Raw genomic sequence first — 24,876 nt, 5'->3', positions numbered from 1 at the left:
ACAGTATTATGAAAGAAATTCAAGTGGGGTTATTAGGTCTTGGGACAGTTGGTAGTGGTGTAGTTCGTATTATTACAGATCATCAAGAACGACTGATACACCAAGTAGGTTGTCCAGTGAAAGTAACGAAAGTATTGGTGCAAAACATTGAGAAAGAGAGAGAAGTAGACGTGCCTTCTACTCTATTAACACAAGATGTGAATGAAATTTTAGATAATCCTAATATTGATGTTGTCATTGAAGTAATGGGCGGCATTGATGATGCAAAAGCATATATTTTACAAGCTTTAAAAAGCGGAAAGCACGTTGTGACTGCAAATAAAGATTTAATGGCGTTACACGGAGCGGAACTCTTAGCGGTAGCAAAAGATAATAAGGCTGATTTATTTTACGAAGCAAGTGTAGCGGGAGGGATTCCAATTTTACGAAGCATCGTAGAAGGTCTTTCCTCAGATCTTATTACGAAAGTAATGGGAATTGTAAATGGAACGACAAATTTTATTTTGACGAAAATGTCAGACGAAGGGAGAGCATATAACGACGTGTTAAAAGAAGCTCAGCAGCTTGGATTTGCAGAAGCAGATCCAACATCAGACGTAGAAGGTTTGGATGCAGCAAGAAAAATGACGATTTTGGCTACTCTCGGTTTCTCTACAAATGTAGAGCTTGGAGATGTGAAGGTAAAAGGGATTACTTCTATTACAGCAGAAGATATTGAATATAGTAAGAGCTTAGGCTATACGATTAAATTAATTGGTCTTGCAAAGCGAGATGGCGAGAAATTAGAGGTTACAGTTGAGCCAACTCTACTTCCAAATGCACACCCTCTTGCGGCAGTGCAAAATGAATATAATGCTGTGTATGTGTATGGTGAAGCGGTAGGAGAAACGATGTTTTATGGTCCGGGAGCAGGAAGCTTACCGACAGCGACAGCTGTTGTTTCTGATCTAGTTGCTGTAATGCAAAATATTAGGTTAGGTGTAAACGGAAATAGTGCTGTAGTTCCGCAATATCAAAAGGTACTAAAAGAGCCAGATGAAATTATTGTGAAAAAGTTTTTAAGACTTCATGTGAAAGACGAAATTGGTGTGTTTGCAAAAATTACATCATTGTTCTCTGAACGCGGTGTTAGTTTTGAAAAGATTATTCAAATGCCACTTGAAGAGAAAGGGAAAGCAGAAATAGTAATTGTAACGCATCGTGCTTCTCTTGCAGATTATGAGTACATTCTACATACATTGCAATCGTATGAAGAAATAGATTGTGTGAAAGCAAATTATCGAATTGAAGGAGATGCTAAGTAGTATCTCTTCTAATAAAACGAAAAAACCTATTAAGCGGCTTGCTTAATAGGTTTTTTTCTATTTAAAATTTGCGTACCAACTTGAATAAAAGCTTGAATAATCCAACCTGTTGTAAAGGATAAGATAATTGTTCCAAAATAGATTGGCCCATCTAATAAGAAGCTTAATGTTAAAAATAAAAAAGCTAATGAAATTTCTGTTCTTCTAAATGTCCATTTCTTTTTCTCAGCAACAGTTAAAACGAAAGCCTCTTGAGGTGCTGCGCAAAGTTTAGTAGAGACGTAAAGACCAATTCCGGCTCCGACGAATAGGTTTCCGCAAATAAGTGTTATATATTTTGGAAGAGAGCGGATAATGTCCATAATGGTCGTAATAGAACCAACCCAATCAACAAAAAGGGAAATAAGAATCATCGTTACAATTGTGCCGATTGTAATTTGTTTTTTGTCCCAAAAGAGTACGATCAGGGTAAAAACAAAGTTAATCATGAAAATCCAAAAACCAATACTTATCCCAAAATTTTGATATAGTGCAATAAAGAAGGAATCATAAGGGCTAAGTCCAAAGGAAGTAATTGTCGTCATCATATTAATACCGATGGCGAGAATGAGTAAACCGCCAATGAAAAATATATATTCTAGTTTGAATCGAAGCATAGTTGTATATCCTTTCAAAATGTATTTGCTAAGAAAGGATATACTGTGGAAAGCTTACCAGGTCAAGCGAGAATTTTTGAGGGGAAGGGGAGAATGAGATGACTAATATAAGAAAGATTGCTGAACTTGCTGGTGTATCTGTTTCAACTGTTTCACGTGTACTCAATAATCATCCGTATGTGAATGAACAGAAACGAAAAGAGATTTTAGCGATTATTGAAGAATTAAATTACACGCAAAATGTGAATGCGATTCATTTAGTGAAAGGAAAAACGAATGTAATTGGCGTTTTATTGCCGCACGTAAATGATCAATATTACAGTGCCATTATTGGGGGGATATCAAGGGAAACCGCAAAGAACAATTATAATATGATGCTTTGCCAGACAAATTATAGCGAGGAAAAAGAGCTTGAAATTTTACATATGTTAAAAATGAAAAAGCTTGATGGAGTAATTATATGTTCACGGACAAATAGTAAGGAAAAACTTGAAGAGTATACGAAGTTTGGTCCAATTGTGATGTGTGAAGAAATAGATTCGAAATTCATTTCGAGTGTACATATTGATTACTACAAAGTATTTTTGCGCGGGATGAAAAGCTTAATAGATGCTGGTCATACACGTATCGGATATTGCATTGGAAGAAGTAATAGTATTAATAGCCAGAGGCGAAAAAAGGCGTATGAGGATTCACTTCAACAGATTGTTGTAACACCGTTAGATGCCTGGAAGTTTAAGGGCTGTTTTACGGTGGAAGATGGGCGCAATGTAGTCAGGGAATGGGCTCATATGTCTGTAAAACCGACGGCTTTTCTTGTATCTTGCAATCATATTGCTGCAGGAATGGTAACGGAGGCGAAAAAACAAGGAATTCGTATCCCAGAGGATATTACGATTATCGGATGTGATGATCAAGAGGTGGCAAATATATTAGGTATTACGACGATTTCGCATTCTAGTAAAAATGTTGGTGTAAAGGCATTTGAATTATTATATGAAAAGATTAATGATGAGGAAATAGATGTGAAACATGTAGAGTTATTACCAGATTTGGTAGATAGGGAAACGACATAATAGAGAAGGTGTGAAAATCGCTTTTCGAAAATTCGTTTGGTATAATTATGGACAATCTATAGGGGCTAAAAGGGGTTTTGATATGAGATCAAAATTAGTAAAAGTAATTCTACTCATTACAATTGCGTCTTTCTGTTTATTTGCATACGGTTTTGTTTCGGGTGTAAATGATGTATTAAATCCGAAAGCTTCAAAATTAATTACGAAGACTGACGTAGTGGCAAAAGAGAAAAAGAAAACGGGAACGTTACAAGTAGTTAGTTTAGGTGATTCGTTAACGCGCGGCGTTGGTGATAAAGAAGGAATTGGCTATATTGGACGAATGAAAGAGAATTTACAAAAAGATTATAAACAAAAAGTTGCACTAAGCAATTTGGCAGTTAGTGGTGCGAAAATGCCTGATTTATTAAAACAAATCGAAAGCAGCGGAGCTCAATATTCAATTAAGCAAGCAGATGTAATTGTTTTAACAATTGGAGGAAATGATTTGTTCCCAGGATGGGAATCGCTCGGAAAGATAGATTTAGAGACGTATCGTCCTGATACGGAAACGTTTCAAAATGAAGCGAAGAAAATTATAGAAGAAATTCGTAAATTAAACACAGATAGTCCTATTTTTTGGCTAGGTTTATACAATCCTTTTGAGGATGTAGAAGATTTAAGAGGTTCATCAAATATTGTTGTTGATTGGAATGCTTCTTTAGAGAAATTAGCATTAAATGATAAAAATGTATATATTACACCGACATTTGATTTATTCCAAAATCGTGGAAAAGATTTATTATACTCCGATCATTTTCATCCGAATGAAGTAGGCTACACATATATGGCAGAGCGATTAGTCCAAAACGTCGTAAGTAAATTAAAACTAGAGCAAGGAGGGATAAAATGACGACGATACTTTCTGTACGAGACTTGAAGAAGGTAATTGGAAAGAAGACGCTTGTAGAGGACATTTCATTTGATGTAAAACAAGGAGAAGTGTTTGGCTTTTTAGGACCGAACGGAGCCGGGAAAACGACAACAATTCGAATGTTAGTTGGACTGATTAAAGCGACAGAAGGTACTATTTCTATCGGTGGTTATTCTATTAAGGAAAATTTCAGAGAAGCGATGCGTCAAATTGGAAGTATAGTTGAAAACCCAGAGCTTTATACATATTTAACGGGATGGGAAAACTTAAAGCAATTTGCGCGCATGCTTGGTGATATATCAGATGAACGTATTATTGAAATTGCAAAAATGGTTCATTTAGATGAGCGTATTCACGATAAGGTAAAAACATATTCCCTTGGTATGAAGCAGCGCCTTGGAATTGCACAGGCGCTACTTGGAAACCCGAAATTGCTCATATTAGATGAACCGACGAATGGTTTAGATCCAGCTGGGATTAGAGAACTTAGGGAATTTATACATAAGCTTGTAAAAGAAGAAAATATGAGTGTATTTATTTCGAGTCACTTGCTAAGTGAAGTGCAACTGATATGCGACCGTGTTGCTATTATTCATAAAGGAAAAATGATAACAGTTGCACCTATTGAAGAGTTGATCAAAACAGCGAGTGATCGTGTGGAATGGGTCGTTACACCGATTTTCAAAGCGAAAGACATGTTAGACGCTGCTGAAGAGATAGAGGAAGTTAGTGTAGAAGATGAGCGTTTATTATGTCGTATGGATGTTGCGTCTATTAATGTTTGGAATAAGCATTTTGTAGAAAACGGGATAGATGTACATAGCGTCAAAGAGCTTGTATTTACGCTAGAAGATTTATTTATTGAACTCACAAGGGGTGAGCAACATGCGTGAATTTGCGAATCTAGTTTTAAATGAATCAGAAAAGATTTATCGTAAGAAACGAATTGTTGTTGTCATGCTTATTTTAGCAATCTTGATTCCACTTTTTGTGTATGCTCAGTATCGTGAAATAGAAACGACGCAAAAAAGGCTTGGTACGACCGATTGGAAAGTATCATTACAGCAACAAATTGTTGATTCACAAAACCGCTTGAACAATTCTAGATTGCCAGAAGAATGGCGGGATTGGTTAAAAGTAAGAGTGGAACAACAACAATATTATTTAGATCATAATATTAATCCGACTGCGCCAGGAGCACCGACATTTGTGAGGGCGTTTATTGAACAAGGAATAACATTATTTATTCCATTGCTCGTTATGATTGTCGCCATTGATATTGTTTCAGGAGAACGAAGCGATGGTACGATGAAAATGCTTCTGACGAGGCCAATTCGGCGCTGGAAAATACTCCTTAGTAAATATGTGACGATGTTATTTTTCATTTCGCTCATATTGCTTCTTGTCGGTTTGTTTGCTTACGCATTATCAGGGCTTGTATTTGGATACTCTGGATGGAATTTACCTGTGTTAACAGGATTCGTCATTGATAAGGAAACGTTAAATACGAACTTTGTCCACCTTATTCCGCAGTGGCAATACATTTTAATGGCGTACGGACTAGCTTGGTTTGTTGCTATCGTTGTTGGAACTATATCATTTATGGTCTCTGTTTTAATTCGTAATACACCAGCTGGTATGGGCGTTATGTTAGCTGCGTTAATTGCAGGCGGCATTTTAAGTTCATTCGCAACGTCTTGGGAAGGTGCGAAATACATTTTTAGTGTCAACTTATCGCTAACGGATTATTTATCAGGAAAACTTCCTGCATTACAAGGGTTATCAATGGGATTTTCTTTAATAAATTTAACGGTTTGGGCAGTAGTATCTCTTATCATTTCGTTTGTAGTATTTACAAGGCAGGATATGGTGAATTAATTGGATAGGAAGTGAAGGCATGGAAAATATTTTGCAGAATGATTGGGGACCATTACTGGGGCCAGAATTTGAGAAAGAATACTATCAAAATTTAGCTAACTTTTTAAAAGAAGAGTATGAGGAGCATGTGATTTATCCAAAGGTAGAAGATATTTTTAACGCTCTAGAGTATACAAGTTATGAAAATACAAAGGTCGTTATTTTAGGACAAGACCCATATCATGGACCGAATCAAGCGCATGGTTTAAGCTTTTCGGTACAACCTGGTATTAAAACGCCGCCATCATTGCTAAATATGTACAAAGAACTTCGAGATGAATACGGTTATGAAATTCCGAATAATGGTTATTTAGTAAAATGGGCGGAGCAAGGGGTTTTACTATTAAATACTGTGTTAACGGTTCGTCAAGGTGAGGCGAATTCTCATAAAGGAAAAGGATGGGAGCATTTCACAGATCGCGTAATTGAGCTATTAAATGAACGTGAAAAGCCAGTTATTTTCATATTATGGGGACGCCATGCTCAGGCGAAGAAAAAGTTAATTACGAATACGAGTCATCGTATTATCGAGTCCGTACATCCAAGTCCATTATCAGCAAGACGAGGTTTCTTTGGAAGTAAGCCGTACTCTAAAGTAAATACGATTTTAGTTAATATGGGCGAAAGAGAAATTGATTGGGAAATTCCAAATTTATAAATAGAAAAGGTAGTTAACAGTTGTTAACTACCTTTTTATTATTGTTGTTCGTTCTTTAGTTTTGCATCTAGTACAAAAGTACCGAATGGGATAACTGATGAAACGAATGCCCCAAGTGCCCATAAAATTGATTTACGGTGTACGATTGTTACTTGAATTACCGCAAAGATGAATAGAATAAATAAAACGCCATGAGCCATGCCTGTAATTTTAACAGCTGTTGCAAACCCTGCAAAATATTTTAATGGCATTGCTACAAATAATAGTAATAGGAAAGAAATCCCCTCAATTAAGCCGATTGCTCTTAATCTTCCGATTGGTGTAGATAACATGAAGTAGCCTCCTTTAATGTATGCTTGTATATAGTAAATTTGTATTCTTTTTCAAAATGAAATAGTCTATTTTGTTTCATTATATACAAAAAGAAAGTTTACACTACGAGAATAGTGCAAAGTTCAAAATATAGTCACAAAAGCATTGCAATTTAAATAAAAACCTATTTGAAGTATTTGACTTCAAATAGGTTTTATGAATGAAAATATTAAACAAGTACTTCCGTTTTTAAAACGAATTTCTCTACAACTTTAGCAACACCATCGTTCATATTTGTATCTGTTACATAGTTTGCAATTTCTTTAATATCATCTGGTGCATTGCCCATTGCAACGCCAAGACCAGCGAATTCAATCATTGCTTGATCGTTATAGCTATCGCCCATTGCGATAACTTCTTCGCGTTTAATACCAAGTTTTTGGATTAGTTGGTTTAAGCTCGTTCCTTTCGTAACACCATGTTCAGTAAATTCTAAGAAGAATGGTTTAGAACGCATAACGCTTAATTGGCCTTCTAGTTGTTTTTGTAGTTTCTTTTCTACTTCAACAAGACGTTCAGCTTCTTTGTTCATTAATACTTTTACTACAGGCTCTGTTACAGCGGCTTTAAAATCATCTACTACAACGATTGGCATACCAGTAATGTCGCCCTCAATTTCAGTATACGGATTATTTTCTTCCGTTACGATATCATCGCCAATATAAGTATGAATCCATACGTCTTCAGTTTTACTAATTTCAAATAGGTTGTGAACGATTTCAGGAGATAGCGTACTACTGAAGATTTCTTCATTTGTTTTACAGTTAATAATTTTTGCGCCGTTAAAAGATAGGATGAAGCTACCGTATTCCTCTAAACGAAGTTCTTTTGCAACATTGCGCATACCAAACGTTGGGCGCCCAGAAGCAAGTACAACTTTAACTCCTTGCTCTTGTGCTGTCATTAAAGCCTCTTTCGTACGAGGTGAAATTGTATGGTCGTCGCGTAATAAAGTATCATCTAAATCTAAAACAATCATTTTATAAGTCATATAGAAAATTCCTTTCTTTGTTGAAATAGAAATAAATTTTTATGAAGATAGTGGGGAATATATAGTAAGACATCGAACTTCTTTGCATGAAACTAGGAGAAGTTCTACATTGTTAGTATAAATTATCATGAGCGTGTTGCCCATGATAATTTATCTCGCTATTTGCAGGGCAGTAAGACTCCCACCTCAAAATTTAGCTGGAGCAAAGAAGTTAGGTGGGAGATTAACTGCCCGTAAACGCCCGATTGGTGCGGGCTAATCATCAGTGGGGATGAACAAAAACCCCACTGATTAAAGTTTCACTTTATCATTATCGTAACAACTCTAAAGATAGAGTGCAATAATGGAAGTTTTCCAATTTACGATGGTTGTTTTTCGTGCGAACGAGAAAATAATATTTCCAGCAAGATAGCCATTACAGATCCAAGAACAAGACCGTTACTTAAAAATGATGCTAAAAATGGTGGTAGCGTAGAAAACGCTCCTGCTGGAACGAACATAACGCCGACTCCTGTAAAGATTGAAAGGCCTGCTACTTTAAATAATTGTTCTTTATTTTGTACAGTGTCATATTCGCGGAAAGCGAGACCAATCATGCTTGCAAATACAGGATAAATTGCAGCATAACCAACTGCAACGGGGATGGCTGCAAAGAATGAAGTAATCTTTGGGAATATACTAACAAGAATGATAAAGCTTGACCCTAACATAAATGGAAGGCGCTTATAAATATTTGTCGTTGCAATAAATCCTGCGGATCCAGAAATGGCAACAGGACCAATGGCTGAAAATAGACCGCCTAGCAATTGATTTATTCCTGTTATAATGCCAGCTTGTTTGAAGCGATCTGGAGCAGCATCTTCTTCATATTTAGAAACAACCTTTTGTACAACGCGAATACTTGCTAACATATTTGTTAGAAGTAGTAGTGTGACGAAAACTACCGTAATTGCCATGTTCCATTCAATGCGAGGCATTCCGAAAACAAACAGAGATGGAAGACGAATTATATCTGTCACAGGTGTTACTGGATTAGATAATCCGAAGCACGCAAATAATATCCAGCCGCAGACGATACTGAAAAGAACGGAATATTGTCCAATAATAGGTAGCTTCATAATGAAAAAAGATAGTAAAATAACAATGAGTGAAAGAATAAATACCTTTGGCTGTACTTCTGTATGTTGTCCATCAAGGCCAAACATGCCTTTTAAGAAGGAGCCACTAAGTTGTGCGACCAAAAGGAATAAATACGTTCCAATTACTGTCGGTGTAAAGTAACGAACTAGTTTATCAATAAGTCCAAAAACACTAAGAATAATACAAATGATGCCACTTAATAGGAAAGCGTACTGAAGGACCTTAAGTGTTTCATTGCTTGATCCAAATAATACGACGCCTAAACTTGCATACAAGGAGAAAATTCCCCACCAAAGGCCTGCAGGACCTTCTTGGATAGGAAGTTTATGACCAAATATAGCTTGCAAGAGACCGGCAAAACCGAGAACAAATAATGTTCTTTGTACAAACGCGATAGCTTCAGCGCCATCAAGGCCGTAACTAGTTGCGACACTAATTGGTACAATAAGACTTCCAGCTAAAATAAATAGTGCCCATTGTAAGGCAGAAAGAAATAGCTTCATTATATCAACCTCTTTCATAGATTCCGTTTTCTAGTATATACGTATTTCATTTCCTCTGGCAAAGATTGTAGATAGAGAAAAGAGTTGAAACATAATATGAATGTACGGAAGCAATTATGGATAGCGGTTATATGTATGACTTTTGTTGTAATTCTAGGAATGCTATGATTTATGACAATTGAAGAGATTAGCTTGTTTCAAGCATTTTGGATGACGATGATTACTGTATTAACGGTTGGATATTGCGAATCCGTTAACAGTGCATTATATTGATACAGTATTGTATGGAATAGAGCAATCATTTGTAATTGAAGAAATTCAAGTTGGTAAAGATTCTAACTTAGCTAGTAAATCGTTATTAGAGAGTAATATGAGAAATCAATTTGGTGTAACAATTTTAGCGATTTTAAGAGATGGGGATATTATCCATAATCCAACGGGGCAGGAAAAACTGCAAGAACATGATATGATAATAGTATTTGGTTCAGTGGAGAAACTGAGGCAATTTGAGAAAGAACTACAAAGTAAGAGGTGACAAGGAATGCAAGTATCTAGCGATAAGGTTTTAAATAAAATGGCGAGTGAAATTGCAAAGGCAAAAAGTAGTGAAGGACAAAAATCAAAAGAGCATTTATTAGTTGTGCGTGCATTATGTGATTTATTATTAGATGAACAAGTTGAGCCTTCTACGTATAGAGAACCACAAGTTCAATCACAAATAATCGGATCTCAGCCTATAACAACAGTTCAACCGGTTATGCCAGTTTCTGGAGAACCTGTGTATATAAAAGAAGAAGGTGCAAATGGTAATTCTTTATTTGATTTTTAGGGATTAAATCGTTTGGATTATATGTGAAAATTGCTTATGATAAAAATAAAAAGGGGAATTAAGATGAAAATTTTCTTTTTACTAGGTTGCATTGCAGCGGGGCTATCTGTTGCATTAGGGGCTTTTGGAGCACATGGTTTAGAAAATAAAATTTCTGCAAAAATGTTAGAAGTGTGGAAGACGGGCGTTACATATCAAATGTTTCATGCAGGTGGCTTATTCGTAGTTGCTCTATTAATGGACAAAATGCAATCATCACTTTTAAACACTGCAGGTTGGCTTATGGTAGCTGGGATTATTATGTTCTCAGGCAGTCTTTATGCATTAAGTACAACAGGTATTAAATTCTTTGGCCCAATTACACCCCTTGGTGGTGTAGCGTTTATTGTGGCTTGGATTTTAGTCGGAACTGCAGTTGTAAAAGGGTTATAAAAAACAAAAGCTGGCATTCGCCAGCTTTTTTTTATGGTCTTGGAGCATAAGTTGCTTGTTGACCAGGTAAATACGTAATTTCTCCTGGGAATTCTACATAATCTAAATAAATCATTAGTAGTAAAAAGCGTTTTCCAGATTTCGGCTCACTAATTACGATATGATCACGGCCAGCTGCCTCGATGATCCCTGTATAAGATTGTGTACCAAGCGAACTACCGCGTTCATAAGTCATTACAACTGTAGCTGGCTTACCCTTATTTAAACGAAGGATGTTTTCAATATACGATTGCTCTAGTGGTAACATCCCTTGAGAAACTGCAAGTTGAGCTTGAGCAGCTTGTTGTTGCATCGCTTGCTGTTGTTGTTGCTGTTGCTGCTGCTGTGGGGTCATTTGTTGCGGTTGCACATAAGTTCCAGATGGTTGATAAAAACCTGTTCCATAGTACGGGTTTTGTTGCTGTGCCATTCAAAAATCCCTCCTCATTTTCATTCCTTAATATACGCCTGGACAATCTCCACCAGATGGTTGGAAGAAGCAGTGTTTTTTAAAGCGACCAGAATTTTGTTGGTCATACCAAGTTGGCGGGCAAGGGCCTTCAGGTCTAAAGAACCATAAGGCGAAGTTGGCGGGCCAAAAACGTTGTCCCTGAATTGTCCGGCGGGCTAAGGCAATATCTTGTTCTCTCGCTCGTTGATAAAAATACCCTTTTTGAGTTGCTTCAAAACCACCAGGATTTTGATAAACCATTTGACGTAAATTACGTATTTTTTTGAAATCTAAACAATTTCCGCGGACACGATTTACCCCAACGTTTCCGACCATTAACATCCCTTGTTGGCCTTCTCCTTCGGCTTCAGCACGCATCAGTCTAGCTAATAACTTAACATCTTCTTCGTTATACGCGATAACACCCATTATGTGTCACCTCTCTTTTTGGAATGCCTTGTAGAAAGAGGTTCATTTCTAGATGAAGTGTGGAACAATTACTAGTTCATACGTATGAGAAAAAGGACGCAGATATGACAACCAAACGAAGTTTTACATCTAGAGGGGAAAATAAAAAAAGCTAGCGTGAGCTAGCTTTTCATCATTAAAATACTTTAGACCATAAGTTTGAGAAGAAATCGCCAATTGAACGCATTGTTAATACGAACCAATTTGCTTTTTCTACTTCTTCAGTCGCTTTTGCAGTAACTTTTATACTTTTATTTCCGTCTAAGAAACCATATTTATCAGTTGGTTCTAAGACGATTGAACCTACCTTTGCATCTTTCTTAATAGGAGCAACTAAATGCCCATCTTCAGCAAGTGATTTATCTGCTTCAGTAGAAATTTTGTAAGGTGATTTGCTACCTTTTGTAGTAACTACTGTCACTTCTTTTTCTGGTGCAACTGTTACGTAGTCTTCTTTTCCTTTTACTACAGAAATTTTGTTGTTTTTATCTATTTTTAATTTCTGTTTTTCGAAGTTATTAAATCCATATTCAATTAATGCGCGAGATTCTGTGAAACGTTCGTCCATTGATTTCGTTTTAATAATAACAGATATAAGACGTAAATCACCGCGTTTTGCTGTAATGGTAAAACCATACCCAGCTGTATCGGAACTTCCTGTTTTTAAACCATCTGCTCCTTCATAAGAGAAAGCAGCACCTGGTAACATCCAGTTCCAATTTTCCATACGAATTGGTTTTGGATGATTATCTGGGAAGTTTCTAAATCTTTGTTTTGTATCCTCTAGCATTTCTGGATACTTTGTAATAATTGTTTTTGAAAGAATACCCATATCGCGAGCTGACATGGAGTTTTCTCCATTCGGATCAGTTCCTTCAGGATGTTTTCCTTTTAAATCAGTGTTATTTAACCCAGTAGCGTTTACAAATTTATATTTCTTTAACCCTAGTTTTTTCGCATGTTCATTTGCGAGATTTAAGAAGTTCTTTTCACTTCCTGCAAGTAATTCTGCTAAAGCAATACTAGATCCATTTGCAGAGAAGATAACGATAGAATGGTATAATTCTCTTACAGTATATTGACGTCCTTTTTCGAACGGCACGTTAGAGAATTCATTATTACGTGAAACTTCATAAGCGTAATCAGAAATAGTTACTTTCGTATCCCAAGTGATTTTTCCTTCTTTAATTGCTTCTAATACGGCATAAATAACAATTAATTTTGACATACTAGCGATAGCTAGTAATTCATCTGGATTTTGTTCATGCAGTATTTTTCCTGTATCCGCATCAAATAGCAGTGCAGCAGCTGCCTCTATATGTATTTTTTCTTCTGCATGGGATGTTGTTACTCTTAAGGAAGAAATTAACAATAGAGACACTAGTAAAATAGACAAGATTTTCTTCATATACATTATCACCTTCGCATCGTTATTAGCATATAGCTCGTACCATTTTAGCATAAATTTGGATATAGAAAGGTTACAATTTTGTAAGGAAATTGAAAAGAATTTGTCGATTTTTGTTCAAATTTGCAGAGAAAAGAAGTTTTTTGTGGGTAAATATAGAGGATAATAAAAAAAGGAACGAAATTCGTTCCTTTTTCATTATTATATGTGTAAAAATTTCTCTACTTTTTCGTCTGGTAAAATGTTCCCAACGAAGAATGTACCGAATTCACCGTAACGGGCACTTACTTCATCGAAGCGCATTTCATATATAAGCTTCTTAAATTGAAGAACATCGTCGGCGAATAATGTTACGCCCCACTCGAAATCGTCGAATCCGACTGATCCTGAAATTACTTGGCGTACTTTCCCTGCGTATTGGCGACCGATTTTACTGTGACTGTACATCATTTTTTTACGTTCTTCCATAGGAAGCATGTACCAGTTGTCATCACCTTGGCGACGCTTGTCCATTGGATAGAAGCAAATATGATTTGCTTTTGGTAACTCAGGATATAAGCGAGCTAAGATTTGTGGGTTTTGGTATGGATCTTCATCAGCTGGAAGGTAGTTGCTTAGTTCAACAACAGATACGTAAGAATATGCAGGAACTAAATATTCAGCTAATGTTGTTTTATTTAATTCTGTTTCGATTTCATTTAACTCTTCCATTGTTGGACGTAAGATCATAAGCATAATATCTGCTTTTTGACCAACAACTGTATACATTGCATGACTGCCTTTTTTTGCAGTAGCTACTTCGTTCCATTTTTCAACGACATTTAAAAATTCAGACACTGCTTGTCCGCGTTCGTCACTAGATAATGTTTTCCATGCTGCCCAATCAATAGAACGTAAATCATGTAAACAATACCAGCCATCTAACGTTGTTGTTGCTTCACTCATTCTATTCACCTCAGTTAATGATATTTTACACGTTAACTATAGCATATATAGGATTAAAAACATCTACATAAAGTTTCAGCGCATAAAATTGTCACATTTAAATTTACTTGAAAATAGGAGGAGATAAGGCTTAAAGGGGCTTTATTTCTATGCTGAATTTTATGAAAATATAATCATTTTCATTTTATCTATTTTTTGGGAGCTATAAGTTTAAAATATAGAGGAAAAGCAGTATTCTTAAAGATAGAGTTTTTTAACATATGTAGGAGGGTTTATTCGTGAGCAACTTATTTACAACAGTAAAAGAAAAAGTTCAAGGAAAAGGCATTTCTATCGTACTTCCTGAAGGAACTGATGAAAGAATTTTAGGCGCTGCAGAGCGTTTAGCAAAAGAAGAGTTAGTAAAACCAATCTTAGTTGGTAATAAAGAAGAAATTAGCGCAAAAGCAGCTAGCATGAACTTAACATTAGCAGGCGTTGATATTTATGACCCAGCTACATACGAAGAAATGGATGCAATGGTAGCATCTTTCGTTGAACGCCGTAAAGGTAAAGCAACAGAAGAAGATGCTCGCAAAATCCTTAAAGACGAAAACTACTTCGGTACGATGCTTGTATACATGGGCAAAGCACAAGGTTTAGTAAGTGGTGCAGCTCACTCTACAGCTGATACAGTTCGTCCAGCACTTCAAATTATTAAAACAAAACCAGGCGTTACAAAAACTTCAGGCGTATTCATCATGGTACGTGAAGAAGAGAAGTATGTATTCGCTGATTGCGCAATTAACATTGCACCAAACAGCCAAGATTTAGCTGAAATTGGTATCGAAAGTGCGAAAACTGCTGAACTATTCGGTATTGACCCACGCGTTGCTATGTTAAGCTTCTCTACAAAAGGTTCTGCGAAATCTCCAGAAACAGAAAAAGTTGTAGAAGCAACTCGCATTGCAAAAGAAATGGCTCCTGAATTAACTTTAGATGGAGAATTCCAATTCGATGCTGCATTCGTACCATCTGTAGCTGAGAAGAAAGCTCCAGGTTCTACAATTAAAGGTGATGCTAACGTATTCGTATTCCCAAGCTTAGAAGCTGGTAATATCGGCTACAAAATCGCTCAACGCTTAGGTAACTTCGAAGCAGTAGGACCAATCTTACAAGGTTTAAATATGCCTGTAAATGATCTGTCTCGTGGATGTAACGAAGAAGAAGTGTACAAGTTAGCTTTAATTACAGCAGCTCAAGCACTTTAATTCTATAACGAATTAATATGAAAAAAGACCATCCTATTTCTTTTGAAATGAGGGTGGTCTTTTTGGTTTCTATTTTTCTAAACCAAGTGCCTTATTATTACGGTCAATAATACGTTGTAAATTCGTCTCATATAAAGGAACTTCATCTACTGTTAGCTGAGATGATGTTAACTTTGGAGTGAATTGTTGTAACGTTTTTAAAAGGCGCATCATTAAATCTTGCACTGTAATTGTTTCGCCAAGTAATTCAGATAGTGAAGCCATCGTACTCGGTACAATTTCAGGATACGTAAATCTTGTTTCTTCGCCTTGAATTGCTACGTTGTAAAAATCACGAACGAGTGCGGCACGCTCAGATCCGCTTCCTGTCGCACATAAGTAAATTTGTACAGCAACGCCTCCGCGAATACGACGCTGAGAAATACCAGCAAATTTTTGATCGCGAATGCTCAAATCGTAGCTACCAGGACAATAAGAACCAACAATTTCTTTTGCTTCGATAGTAACATCGTAATCTTTTAACATTTCCTTAATTAAATGCCACATCGTATCGTATCCAAGGTCGATATCGATACCCTTTTCTGTTTCTTGGAATAAAAGTGATACGTTTAAAACACCTTCATCAAGTACGACAGCAAGTCCACCAGAATTACGAACGATAACATTGAAGTCGTTTTCTTTTAAAAAGGAAATACCTTCTTCTAAATGTGGTAGGCGTGAATCTTGAATGCCAAGAACAATTGTATTGTGATGAACCCAAGAGCGCATTGTTGCAGCGGATAGACCATTTCCAATACTTGTGCATAACGTGTCATCCATTGCGAATGACTGAAGTGCATGGAAAGTTGGTCCTAAACTAGACTGATCTACAATACGCCACTCTGGCTGAGATAAAATCGAACGGGAATTGCTCATATAACTAACCCCTTATTTTTAAAATGACAATCTCTATTATAGCAAAAAATGTAGAAAGGGGTTTTCTCATATATAAATGGGAGTTTAGAGGTGAAAGAATAAAAAGGATGCATTGCATGCATCCTTTTTATTCTGCAATTTTTTCTAAGTTACCGTTTCGATCCATGCGGAAAGATGTTTGTGAGCGTTCCTCATCATCCATTACTGCTAATTTACGAGCACGGTTCATAATATTCATAAGTGTTTCGTAATCCTCTTGTACGGTATGAGATTGTTGTTCTAATTTTTCTAGTTTCTTTTCTAGTTCTTCATTTCGCAGGATTTGCGTTTTAATTTCTTGTTTCAATCTCGTATTCTCGTTTTCAAGAGCTGTTACTTTTATATTTGAAGATCCAACTGTTTGTAAAAAGTAAATAACATCTTGCATTGTTATTGAGCTTTTTGGAGCAGGGACAGTCGGCTTTTGATATGGAGTAGCTTCTGTATATTGAACAGCTGTTTCATACGGTACGTGTTCTTCATAATCAGTTATCGCCGCCGCTGAAGCTGGTGGTGTGTAAAGCAAACGTTTTTTTGTCTGTTCACCGCCCGCAGCACGCATTTTATCTTTACGATGTTTTTTTGCTAGTTGAAGAGCTTGTTCATAGCTATAGCGAACAACAGCATTCCAGCGGAAACCACAAGCAGCAGATGTGCGATTTAACTGATCTCCTACTTCTTCAAAAGCATTTAATTGAGTACTTCCTTCTCGAACATGGCGAAGCACCGTTTCAGCAAGTAATAAATCGTCCTCGTCTGTCCAAGCATCTTGTCTTACTTTCATAGATTCAACTCCCTTTCTTTTTATGAACTTCCTATTTTTATAATGGGCAAAAAAATGAGCTTTTATACAAAGCTTTTAAAAATATGGTAGATTTCAATGAAGAGAAGAAATGTGGCTATGAATGATGAAAGCTTTTGAAGGAGAAAATATAAAAAATAGGTGGCTTTATATAGGAATAGAGCTACGCCCGGAGACTTGCAACAAGCTTCAAAGAGCGGTAAAATACCATTTAGTGTTTATTTTTAAATGTACTTGTGAAAAGTTTAAAATAGAGGAAGTGTTATATATAATGGGAAACGAATTTCGTGTGTGTGATGATTGTCAGGCAACGAACGTTAAAACGTTGATTCCGAAGTTGAAAAAAGTAGATTCATGTGCAACGATTGAGGTTGCATGTCAGTCTTACTGTGGCCCTGGTCGTAAAAAATCATTCGCGTTTGTAAATAATCGTCCAGTTGCGGCTCCAACAGAAGACGAATTAATTGTAAAAATTGAAGCAAAATTAAATAAGTAAGAAAAAGAAGAGTGAACAGATTACTCTTCTTTTTTTATGTCCATAAGATAGCGTTTTGTATGAATTCGTATTTCAAAATAATGGTTGACAGTCTTTTGACGTGGTAGGTAGAATAGAAAGTGTCTGATTCTGATAATCATTATCACGAAAAAGGTCAATTCACCTAATTTTTTTATTATTATTTGAGAATAAATTTCATTTTATTAAATATATGTTGTTGGTTAGGATGGTTGAGGGATGGAAGCGAGCGCAAGGAGTATAGAACAGCAAGATGTGAATGTTAAAGAGATTAAGAGCAGACCGCTCGTTGCTTCTATTATTTTAATAGCAGGCACAATTTTGTTAGCTTTAAGTATGGCAGTTTCTATTTCGTTTGGTGCAGCAGATATTAGTTTAAAGACCGTTTGGCAAGCTGTATTTCAGTTTGATGGTTCCATAACGCACCATAACGTAATTCAAGAACTTCGCATGCCTAGAGCAATAGGGGGCGTAGTTGCAGGTGCTTTTTTAGCGGTATCAGGTGCAATTATGCAAGGTATGACACGAAATCCACTTGCATCTCCATCGTTAATGGGGATTACAGATGGTGCTGTATTCGGAATTGCAATTATGTATGCATTCTTCCCTAATTCACCTTATTTAATGTTTGTTATCGCATCTTTTATTGGAGCTGCGTTTGGAGCGAGCATTGTATATGGTATTGGGTCTTCTTCACCAGGTGGATTAACGCCTGTAAAATTAGCTTTAGCAGGTGCAGCAATTAGTGCTTTATTAGGGGCAATTTCATCTGGAATTGCATTGTATTTCAACCTTGCCCAAGAGGTAAGTATGTGGAATGCAGGCGGTGTTGCCGGAGTGAAATGGCAAAGTATTAATATGTTAGTACCGATTGGTCTTGTTTGTCTCATTATAGCAATTATGATGTCGAGATATATCACAATTTTAAGCTTTGGTGAAGAAATTGCGATTGGACTTGGTCAAAATACGACATTAATTAAATTTATCGGAACAGTACTTGTTCTTGTATTAACAGGTTCTGCGGTTTCTATGGCAGGATCAGTTGGATTTGTTGGACTTGTAATTCCGCATATGACTCGTTTCCTTGTAGGCTCAGATTATAGATGGGTTATTCCATGTTCTGCGGTCTTAGGTGGATTGCTAATTGAATGTGCAGATATGTTATCTCGCGTTATTAATCCACCATTTGAAACGCCAATTGGAGCAATTACAGCGCTAATTGGGGTGCCATTCTTCCTCTACTTAGCACGTAATGAAGGGAGAGGAAAGATGTGAGGACGAGCGTCTTAACAAAAAAGAACGTTACTATTTTAACGATTTTAGTAGGATTAATTGTTGCTGTATTTTTAATAAGTTTAAATACAGGAACATTTAAAATTCCTCCAATAGATGTATTAAAGTCACTAGTTGGATTGGGTGCAGAAGATCAATCTGTTATTTTATTTGAATTTCGTATGCCGCGTATGGTTATTGCTATATTAGTTGGTTCTGCATTAGCTATGTCAGGTGCAATTTTGCAAGGGCTATCACGAAACCCACTTGCTGATCCAGGTATTATAGGTATTAACGCCGGAGCGGGATTAACAGTTGTTGTATTCGTCTACTTTTTCTTTGGAAAAGTTGGAACTGGTACATTTTTATCTGTATTTATCCTTCCATTCTTCGCGTTAGTTGGTGCGATATTAGCAGCGGTTATTATTTATTTACTAGCATGGAAAGACGGTGTTTCATCAACTCGATTAATTCTTGTTGGTATCGCTGTTGCAGCCGGATTTGGTGCGGTTAGTTTAATTTTCTCTATGAAGATGACATCTAACGACTTCCGTTTTGCAACGATTTGGTTGGCAGGAAGTTTATGGGGAACAGATTGGAAGTTCGTACTAAGTGTACTCCCATGGATGATTATTTTCTTACCACTTGCCATTAGTAAAGCGCACATATTAAATGTAATGAATTTAGGCGACTCTACAGCAGTTGGCCTTGGTGTAAACGTAGAAAAGGAAAGACGTAAATTATTATTTATTGCAGTTTGTTTAGCTGGTGCATCTGTTGCGGTGGCGGGAGGCATTGGTTTTATCGGTTTAATGGCTCCGCATTTAGCGAGACGCCTCGTTGGTGGTAAACATCAAATTATGTTACCAACGGCTGCATTAATAGGAACGTTCTTGCTTTTATTTGCAGATGTAATTTCAAGAAGTGTGTTACCAACTTCAGAAATACCGGTCGGTCTTGTTATTTCTGTAATTGGTGCACCATATTTCATATATTTACTTATGAGGACAAAATAAAGGGAGGCTTTTTGTATGGCAACTTTAGCAGTTGATGCGGTATCTGTTGGGTATAATGAAGGGTTAATTATAGATGGATTAACAGTTGAAATTCCGGAAGGACAAATTACAACGATTATTGGACCAAATGGTTGTGGGAAATCCACATTATTAAAAACGGCTTCTCGTATTTTGAAAGCAAAACGAGGTACTGTTTATCTTGATGGAAAAGCAATTGAGAAACAGCCAACGAAAGAAATCGCAAAGAAAATGGCGATTTTACCACAAACTGCAGAAGTGCCAACAGGCCTTACTGTGTTTGAACTTGTTTCATATGGACGTTTTCCTCATCAAAAAGGATTTGGAACATTGAAAGAAGAGGATTATCGCTACATTCATTGGGCACTTGAAGTGACGGGGATGACAGAATTCGCAAATCGTCCAGCAGAAGCTTTATCAGGTGGTCAACGTCAACGTGTATGGATTGCGATGGCTCTTGCACAAGGAACAGATTTACTTGTGTTAGATGAACCAACAACATACTTAGATATGGCTCATCAACTTGAAGTATTAAACTTACTGAAGAAATTAAACAAAGAAGAAGGCAGAACGATTGTTATGGTTATTCACGATTTAAATCATGCTTCTCGTTTCTCTGATCATATGATTGCATTAAAAGCAGGTAAGTTAATGAAACAAGGAACGCCAGATGAAGTTATGACGAGTGAAACACTTCGTAACGTATTTGAGATTGAAGCGCAAATCGTTCCATGTCCAGTAAACTGTAAACCAATTTGTTTAACATACGATTTAGCGATGATTAATAATCAATTGCGTAAAAAAGCATAATTAATAGAATTTCCCCCTCTTAAAGAGGTGAGAGGGGGAGTTCTAATGGACGTTGAGCTTCTTACCCACGGATGGGAAGTTGAACGCCCGTTAGAACGGGTTATAAACAACAATTAATAAATATATATTAATTAAATGTTGTTTTGTTTCTTATAGTTACATGCAAATTATAAGAGAAATACAGCTAGAAGGAGTCGGAATATGAAGAATTTTAAAATGGCACTATTAGCAATGGTACTAGTTGTTACTTCTGTACTATTTGCAGCTTGTTCTAACAAAGAAGAAGAAAAGAAAGCAGATGCGAAAACTGAAGAGCGCACTGTACAACACGCAAAAGGGGAAATTAAAATCCCTGCAAATCCAAAGAAAATTGCTGACCTTAGTGGTTCAACAGAAGAATTATTAATTTTCGGTATGAAACCGATTATTACTGCAAATACAACACAAGAAAAAATTGATTCACATATTGAGAAGAAATTGAAAGATGTAAAACCGGTTGGTTCTGCGTGGGGCGATAAAATTAACATCGAAGCAGTGGCTGCTGCAAAACCAGATTTAATTATTGTAAACAATCGTCAAGAAAAGATTTATGATCAATTATCTAAAATTGCACCAACAGTTATGTTAAAAACTCCATTAGACCAATGGCGTCCAAAATTCGAAGAAGTAGGTCAAATCTTCGGTAAAGAGAAAGAAACAAAAGAATGGTTCAAAAAGTATGATGAAAAAGCAAGCAAATTACATGACAAAATCGTTGCTAAAACTGGCGATGCAACATTCATGAAAATGGCTGCATATCCAAATGCATTCCGTGTATACGGTGACTACGGTTACGGTAGCGTAATCTTTGGTGATTTAAAATTACCAGCAGTTAAAGGTACACCAACTGATAAACCGTTAGTACAAATACAAAAAGAAGCTTTAATTGATTACAACCCAGATTACTTATTCGTATTTACAACTGGTGACGGTTCTCAGCGTCTAAAAGAATTCCAAGAAGAATCAATTTGGAAAAATATGAACGCTGTTAAAAACAACCATGTATTTACAATCAGTAATGAAGATGTAAACAAAGGATACTTCCCACTAGGTAAAGAAATGATCCTAGACGAAGTTACTGAGTTCATTTTAGGAAAATAATATATAAAGAAAAATCACCTTTGTTTTGGTAAAGGTGATTTTTCTTTATATAACAGGAATTAATATAGTCTTTCATTTCTTTCTGTTTCCTATATCGTTTATAATATATAGTAAGAATGCAGTAAAGAAAGGGGGATGTCGAAAAGTGGTATATTTAAACGACAAACTCAGCGAAACAAAAGTGTTTAAAGACCCAGTACATAAATATGTACACGTGCGTGATCGCGTTATTTGGGATTTAATCGGAACGAAAGAATTTCAACGCTTGCGCCGTATTAAGCAGCTTGGTACGACATTTTTTACATTTCACGGTGCAGAGCATAGTCGCTTTACTCATTCGTTAGGTGTATATGAAATTATTCGTCGTATGATTGATGATGTGTTTGATGGCAGACCAAATTGGAATGCTGAAGATAGATTGTTATGTTTATGTGCGTCATTACTTCATGATGTCGGTCACGGCCCATTTTCTCACTCGTTTGAAAAAGTATTTTCGTTAGATCATGAGAAATTTACGCAAAAGATTATCGTTGGTGATACGGAAATTAATCGTGTGTTAAGCCGTGTTGATAAGGATTTCCCGCAAAAGGTAGCAGATGTAATTGCGAAAACATCTACTAATAAATTAGCGATTAGTATGATTTCGAGCCAAATTGATGCCGATCGTATGGATTATTTATTAAGAGATGCATATTTTACTGGTGTAAAGTATGGGAACTTTGATATGGAACGTATACTGCGTGTCATGCGCCCGTACGGTAATCAAGTTGTCATTAAAAATAGTGGTATGCATGCTGTAGAGCATTATATTATGAGCCGTTATCAAATGTATTGGCAAGTATATTTTCATCCGGTAACACGTAGTGCAGAAGTAATTTTAACGAAGATTTTACACCGAGCTAAATCACTGCATGAGAAGTATTATGCGTTTAAAAATCATCCTGTTCATTTCTATTCTTTATTTGAAGAAGAAGTGACAGTAGAGGATTATTTAAAATTAGACGAGAACGTAATGTATTATTACTTCCAAGTATGGCAAGAGGAAGAAGATCCGATTTTAAGTGACTTATGCCGTCGTTTTATGAATCGAAATCTATTTAAATATGTGGAGTTTACAGATAAGCACGGTTTAGATAATTGGATGGAGCTAAGTAGCTTATTTAAAAAGATTGGACTCGATCCAGAGTATTACTTAGTTGTGGATTCAACATCGGATTTACCGTATGACTTTTACCGCGCAGGAGAAGAAGAAGAGCGTCTGCCAATCTTACTTCTTATGCCGAACGGGGAACTTAGAGAGCTTTCGCGTGAATCGGATATTGTTGAGGCGATTACAGGTAAGAAGCGAACGGATCAAAAGCTATTCTATCCGCATGATTTAATCTATGAAGATGGAAGAAAAGGAAAATATAAAGAGAGAATTATCGAGTTGTTAGAAGGAAAGAAATAAGAAGCAGCAAAGAGCTGCTTCTTATGAAAAAACTTGAAATTATTTGTCGCTTAAGCGTTTTCCGCCAACTGCATAATGGTTTTTAGACATTTCTTCGATGAAAACAACGATGTTTTCTTCAGGAGCACCAGTTGTTTCGCTTACTGCTGCTGTTACTTTCTCAGCAAGAGCTTTCTTTTGTTCTTCTGTGCGTCCTTCTAGCATTTTCACTGTTACGTATGGCATGTATAATCGCTCCTTTTATGTAAGTTACACTCTTATTATAGCGGATTATGAGGAAGAACAATCGGAAAAACAAATAATTTCTTTTTTTGACATATGGAAGAGGAGATGAGTTATGGATCAGTTATTTAGATACCCATTGCAACAAATTCCATTGGTAGCAATGGCGATTATTATTGCGCTATCTGTGCATGAATTTGCACATGCGTATGTTGCATATAAATTTGGAGACGATACAGCGAAAAAGCAAGGACGTTTAACATTATCACCGATGGCTCATTTAGATCCTATCGGTATGATTGCTGTACTAATTCTTGGATTCGGTTGGGCAAGACCAGTACCTGTTAATCCGTATAACTTTAAAAGACCGCGTCTTGCGGGAATATTAGTTTCTATTGCGGGACCGATAAGTAATCTTATCTTAAGTGCAATAGGTTTAATTATTTGGTATAGCTTAATAACGTTTGGTGTGTTAGATGCGATGCCACTTGCAGTAGCAGATACGCTGGATCAATTTTTCCAAATTTTTATTATGCTTAATATTGTTTTACTTGTATTTAATTTATTACCAATCCCGCCACTTGATGGGTATCGCGTTGTGGAAGATTTAGCACCAGCAAATATTCGTGCGAAAATGACACAGTATGAAAAGTATGGATCAATTGCGTTATTAATTCTTGTTATTACACCGCTTAGCAATTACACAATTCAACCTATTTTCAATGTTGTTATTCCATATGTATTAGTATTTTTACAAAATATCATTGCGCCTATTTTCAGGCTTTTTTAATCATTAAGCGAGGAGGAGTTTACATATGACAGAGAAAAAGAAAAAAATCGGTTTTAATATCGTGAAAAATGATTCAACAGATGGACATGGTGGTTTTGGCGTTGGGGCATTAAGTTTAGAAAATATTTCTCCTGTATTTGTTGATGTATTAGAGAAAACTGCGTTCGTTGATATCGGTGCGATGCATGCGCGTAGTACAGTAGAAAAAGGAATTAAGTTTTTAACAAATAAAGATGAAGTTCCAAACGGAAAACCGTTTTGGCTTGTTTGGGTAACAATTGAAAGAACACCAAACGGTGCTTATTACGCAGGTGCAACAGCCTGTGAAATGACAGTTGATCGTGAAATTCGCCGCGGATATAAATCACTTCCAGAGCATGTAAATAAAATGGATAAATCCCTAAAGCGTCACATCATGATTGATCATATGGATGAATCATCTAAAAAAGTACTTGGTACATTCTTAAAAGAGCATAATGAAGCAATTTGGAACGAATCTAGTGAAGAATTGCGCCACGCATTATTAGGCGAATAAA

General features: G+C 36.3%; 29 protein-coding genes and 1 pseudogene. 19 read left to right on the top strand and 11 right to left on the bottom strand.

Annotation, left to right across the window (positions count from 1 at the left end; genetic code table 11):
• Positions 1–8 precede the first annotated feature (8 nt).
• Entirely contained in the window at positions 9–1,304 is a 1,296-nt protein-coding gene (locus tag MHH66_RS26920; RefSeq protein ID WP_063219250.1) for a homoserine dehydrogenase, read from the top strand.
• Between the two features lie 29 nt (positions 1,305–1,333).
• Here the strand turns inward: MHH66_RS26920 and MHH66_RS26915 are convergent, their stop codons facing one another.
• On the bottom strand, positions 1,334–1,960 hold the full coding sequence (locus MHH66_RS26915) for a YczE/YyaS/YitT family protein (protein WP_063219249.1): 627 nt from the start codon (positions 1,958–1,960) through the stop codon (positions 1,334–1,336).
• A 98-nt stretch (positions 1,961–2,058) separates the two neighbouring features.
• On the opposite strand from MHH66_RS26915, the gene MHH66_RS26910 reads away from it, so the two are divergent.
• From MHH66_RS26910 to MHH66_RS26890, 5 genes are read left to right on the top strand one after another with little or no spacing between them, the layout of a single operon-like run.
• A complete protein-coding gene (locus tag MHH66_RS26910) occupies positions 2,059–3,036 on the top strand; it encodes a LacI family DNA-binding transcriptional regulator (protein WP_063219248.1) in 978 nt (325 codons plus the stop codon).
• A gap of 10 nt (positions 3,037–3,046) precedes the next feature.
• The gene (locus MHH66_RS26905; RefSeq protein ID WP_002034946.1) at positions 3,047–3,928 is read left to right on the top strand and encodes an SGNH/GDSL hydrolase family protein; all 882 of its coding nucleotides are present in this window, start codon (positions 3,047–3,049) and stop codon (positions 3,926–3,928) included.
• A complete protein-coding gene (locus MHH66_RS26900; RefSeq protein WP_063219247.1) occupies positions 3,925–4,842 on the top strand; it encodes an ABC transporter ATP-binding protein in 918 nt (305 codons plus the stop codon). Before MHH66_RS26905 ends, MHH66_RS26900 begins: the two co-directional genes overlap by 4 nt.
• Positions 4,835–5,827, top strand: a complete 993-nt coding sequence (locus MHH66_RS26895) for an ABC transporter permease (RefSeq protein WP_002089839.1) — start codon at positions 4,835–4,837, stop codon at positions 5,825–5,827. The genes MHH66_RS26900 and MHH66_RS26895 overlap by 8 nt, the downstream gene beginning before the upstream one ends.
• Positions 5,828–5,846: 19 nt before the next feature.
• Positions 5,847–6,524, top strand: a complete 678-nt coding sequence (locus MHH66_RS26890) for a uracil-DNA glycosylase (protein ID WP_063219246.1) — start codon at positions 5,847–5,849, stop codon at positions 6,522–6,524.
• A gap of 38 nt (positions 6,525–6,562) precedes the next feature.
• Here MHH66_RS26890 and MHH66_RS26885 read toward each other — a convergent pair whose 3' ends face one another.
• The 3 genes from MHH66_RS26885 to MHH66_RS26875 all read right to left on the bottom strand — a co-directional run bounded on the left by MHH66_RS26885 (position 6,563) and on the right by MHH66_RS26875 (position 9,530).
• A complete protein-coding gene (locus tag MHH66_RS26885; RefSeq protein ID WP_000953390.1) occupies positions 6,563–6,856 on the bottom strand; it encodes a DUF3817 domain-containing protein in 294 nt (97 codons plus the stop codon).
• Positions 6,857–7,065: 209 nt separating this feature from the next.
• Positions 7,066–7,887 (bottom strand): Cof-type HAD-IIB family hydrolase, encoded by an 822-nt coding sequence (locus MHH66_RS26880; RefSeq protein ID WP_002167307.1) that lies wholly within the window; start codon positions 7,885–7,887, stop codon positions 7,066–7,068.
• 359 nt (positions 7,888–8,246) lie between these two features.
• Positions 8,247–9,530 carry a purine/pyrimidine permease gene (locus MHH66_RS26875; protein ID WP_063219244.1) on the bottom strand — a complete coding sequence of 428 codons (1,284 nt, stop codon included), beginning with the start codon at positions 9,528–9,530 and terminating at the stop codon, positions 8,247–8,249.
• A gap of 171 nt (positions 9,531–9,701) precedes the next feature.
• Here MHH66_RS26875 and MHH66_RS28675 point away from each other — a divergent pair, with 171 nt between their 5' ends.
• The 4 genes and pseudogenes from MHH66_RS28675 (at position 9,702) to MHH66_RS26860 (ending at position 10,791) form a co-directional block, all read left to right on the top strand.
• Positions 9,702–9,803 (top strand): ion channel, encoded by a 102-nt coding sequence (locus MHH66_RS28675; protein WP_002130114.1) that lies wholly within the window; start codon positions 9,702–9,704, stop codon positions 9,801–9,803.
• Positions 9,772–10,065: pseudogene (locus tag MHH66_RS26870) on the top strand (cation:proton antiporter regulatory subunit); the annotation flags it as partial. The gene MHH66_RS28675 and the pseudogene MHH66_RS26870, both read left to right, overlap by 32 nt.
• A gap of 6 nt (positions 10,066–10,071) precedes the next feature.
• Positions 10,072–10,359: a YwdI family protein gene (locus MHH66_RS26865; RefSeq protein ID WP_001198367.1), complete on the top strand. Its 288-nt coding sequence runs from the start codon at positions 10,072–10,074 to the stop codon at positions 10,357–10,359.
• Between the two features lie 63 nt (positions 10,360–10,422).
• Complete coding sequence (locus MHH66_RS26860) at positions 10,423–10,791, top strand: DUF423 domain-containing protein (protein WP_002089827.1); 369 nt, start codon at positions 10,423–10,425, stop codon at positions 10,789–10,791.
• Between the two features lie 31 nt (positions 10,792–10,822).
• Here MHH66_RS26860 and gerQ read toward each other — a convergent pair whose 3' ends face one another.
• The 4 genes from gerQ to hemQ all read right to left on the bottom strand — a co-directional run bounded on the left by gerQ (position 10,823) and on the right by hemQ (position 14,102).
• A complete protein-coding gene (gene gerQ / locus MHH66_RS26855; protein WP_002068595.1) occupies positions 10,823–11,260 on the bottom strand; it encodes a spore coat protein GerQ in 438 nt (145 codons plus the stop codon).
• Positions 11,261–11,287: 27 nt separating this feature from the next.
• Positions 11,288–11,710, bottom strand: coding sequence for a cell wall hydrolase CwlJ (gene cwlJ / locus MHH66_RS26850; RefSeq protein WP_000538158.1), 423 nt, complete (start codon positions 11,708–11,710; stop codon positions 11,288–11,290).
• A gap of 175 nt (positions 11,711–11,885) precedes the next feature.
• The gene (locus tag MHH66_RS26845; RefSeq protein WP_078185019.1) at positions 11,886–13,163 is read right to left on the bottom strand and encodes a serine hydrolase; all 1,278 of its coding nucleotides are present in this window, start codon (positions 13,161–13,163) and stop codon (positions 11,886–11,888) included.
• 195 nt (positions 13,164–13,358) lie between these two features.
• On the bottom strand, positions 13,359–14,102 hold the full coding sequence (hemQ, locus tag MHH66_RS26840) for a hydrogen peroxide-dependent heme synthase (protein WP_001287592.1): 744 nt from the start codon (positions 14,100–14,102) through the stop codon (positions 13,359–13,361).
• 278 nt (positions 14,103–14,380) lie between these two features.
• Here hemQ and pta point away from each other — a divergent pair, with 278 nt between their 5' ends.
• Positions 14,381–15,352 carry a phosphate acetyltransferase gene (gene pta, locus MHH66_RS26835; RefSeq protein WP_000067219.1) on the top strand — a complete coding sequence of 324 codons (972 nt, stop codon included), beginning with the start codon at positions 14,381–14,383 and terminating at the stop codon, positions 15,350–15,352.
• A 69-nt stretch (positions 15,353–15,421) separates the two neighbouring features.
• On the opposite strand, the gene MHH66_RS26830 is transcribed toward pta, so the two are convergent.
• Entirely contained in the window at positions 15,422–16,267 is an 846-nt protein-coding gene (locus MHH66_RS26830; protein ID WP_002143911.1) for a lipoate--protein ligase family protein, read from the bottom strand.
• 127 nt (positions 16,268–16,394) lie between these two features.
• Positions 16,395–17,090: an RsfA family transcriptional regulator gene (locus tag MHH66_RS26825; RefSeq protein ID WP_002016365.1), complete on the bottom strand. Its 696-nt coding sequence runs from the start codon at positions 17,088–17,090 to the stop codon at positions 16,395–16,397.
• A gap of 289 nt (positions 17,091–17,379) precedes the next feature.
• Here MHH66_RS26825 and MHH66_RS26820 point away from each other — a divergent pair, with 289 nt between their 5' ends.
• The 6 genes from MHH66_RS26820 (at position 17,380) to MHH66_RS26795 (ending at position 23,328) form a co-directional block, all read left to right on the top strand.
• Entirely contained in the window at positions 17,380–17,604 is a 225-nt protein-coding gene (locus MHH66_RS26820; protein ID WP_000526075.1) for a DUF1450 domain-containing protein, read from the top strand.
• Between the two features lie 237 nt (positions 17,605–17,841).
• Positions 17,842–18,897, top strand: coding sequence for a FecCD family ABC transporter permease (locus MHH66_RS26815; protein ID WP_000388282.1), 1,056 nt, complete (start codon positions 17,842–17,844; stop codon positions 18,895–18,897).
• Positions 18,894–19,910 carry a FecCD family ABC transporter permease gene (locus tag MHH66_RS26810; protein ID WP_050000805.1) on the top strand — a complete coding sequence of 339 codons (1,017 nt, stop codon included), beginning with the start codon at positions 18,894–18,896 and terminating at the stop codon, positions 19,908–19,910. The genes MHH66_RS26815 and MHH66_RS26810 overlap by 4 nt, the downstream gene beginning before the upstream one ends.
• A gap of 15 nt (positions 19,911–19,925) precedes the next feature.
• Positions 19,926–20,738 (top strand): ABC transporter ATP-binding protein, encoded by an 813-nt coding sequence (locus MHH66_RS26805; RefSeq protein ID WP_000212073.1) that lies wholly within the window; start codon positions 19,926–19,928, stop codon positions 20,736–20,738.
• 201 nt (positions 20,739–20,939) lie between these two features.
• Positions 20,940–21,878 carry an ABC transporter substrate-binding protein gene (locus MHH66_RS26800; RefSeq protein ID WP_002138981.1) on the top strand — a complete coding sequence of 313 codons (939 nt, stop codon included), beginning with the start codon at positions 20,940–20,942 and terminating at the stop codon, positions 21,876–21,878.
• Positions 21,879–22,023: 145 nt separating this feature from the next.
• On the top strand, positions 22,024–23,328 hold the full coding sequence (locus MHH66_RS26795; protein WP_002130105.1) for an HD domain-containing protein: 1,305 nt from the start codon (positions 22,024–22,026) through the stop codon (positions 23,326–23,328).
• A 39-nt stretch (positions 23,329–23,367) separates the two neighbouring features.
• On the opposite strand, the gene MHH66_RS26790 is transcribed toward MHH66_RS26795, so the two are convergent.
• The gene (locus MHH66_RS26790; RefSeq protein WP_001147171.1) at positions 23,368–23,553 is read right to left on the bottom strand and encodes a 2-hydroxymuconate tautomerase; all 186 of its coding nucleotides are present in this window, start codon (positions 23,551–23,553) and stop codon (positions 23,368–23,370) included.
• Positions 23,554–23,665: 112 nt separating this feature from the next.
• On the opposite strand from MHH66_RS26790, the gene MHH66_RS26785 reads away from it, so the two are divergent.
• Positions 23,666–24,340, top strand: a complete 675-nt coding sequence (locus MHH66_RS26785) for a site-2 protease family protein (RefSeq protein ID WP_002016358.1) — start codon at positions 23,666–23,668, stop codon at positions 24,338–24,340.
• 25 nt (positions 24,341–24,365) lie between these two features.
• Positions 24,366–24,875 carry a YwhD family protein gene (locus tag MHH66_RS26780; protein ID WP_002016357.1) on the top strand — a complete coding sequence of 170 codons (510 nt, stop codon included), beginning with the start codon at positions 24,366–24,368 and terminating at the stop codon, positions 24,873–24,875.
• Position 24,876 lies beyond the last annotated feature (1 nt).

It is taken from the genome of Bacillus sp. FSL H8-0492 (genome assembly GCF_038006145.1).
GTDB classification, from domain to species: domain Bacteria; phylum Bacillota; class Bacilli; order Bacillales; family Bacillaceae_G; genus Bacillus_A; species Bacillus_A mycoides.
Note: the sequence above shows the minus strand (reverse complement) of the source record. Positions and strands in the feature narration are given on the sequence as shown.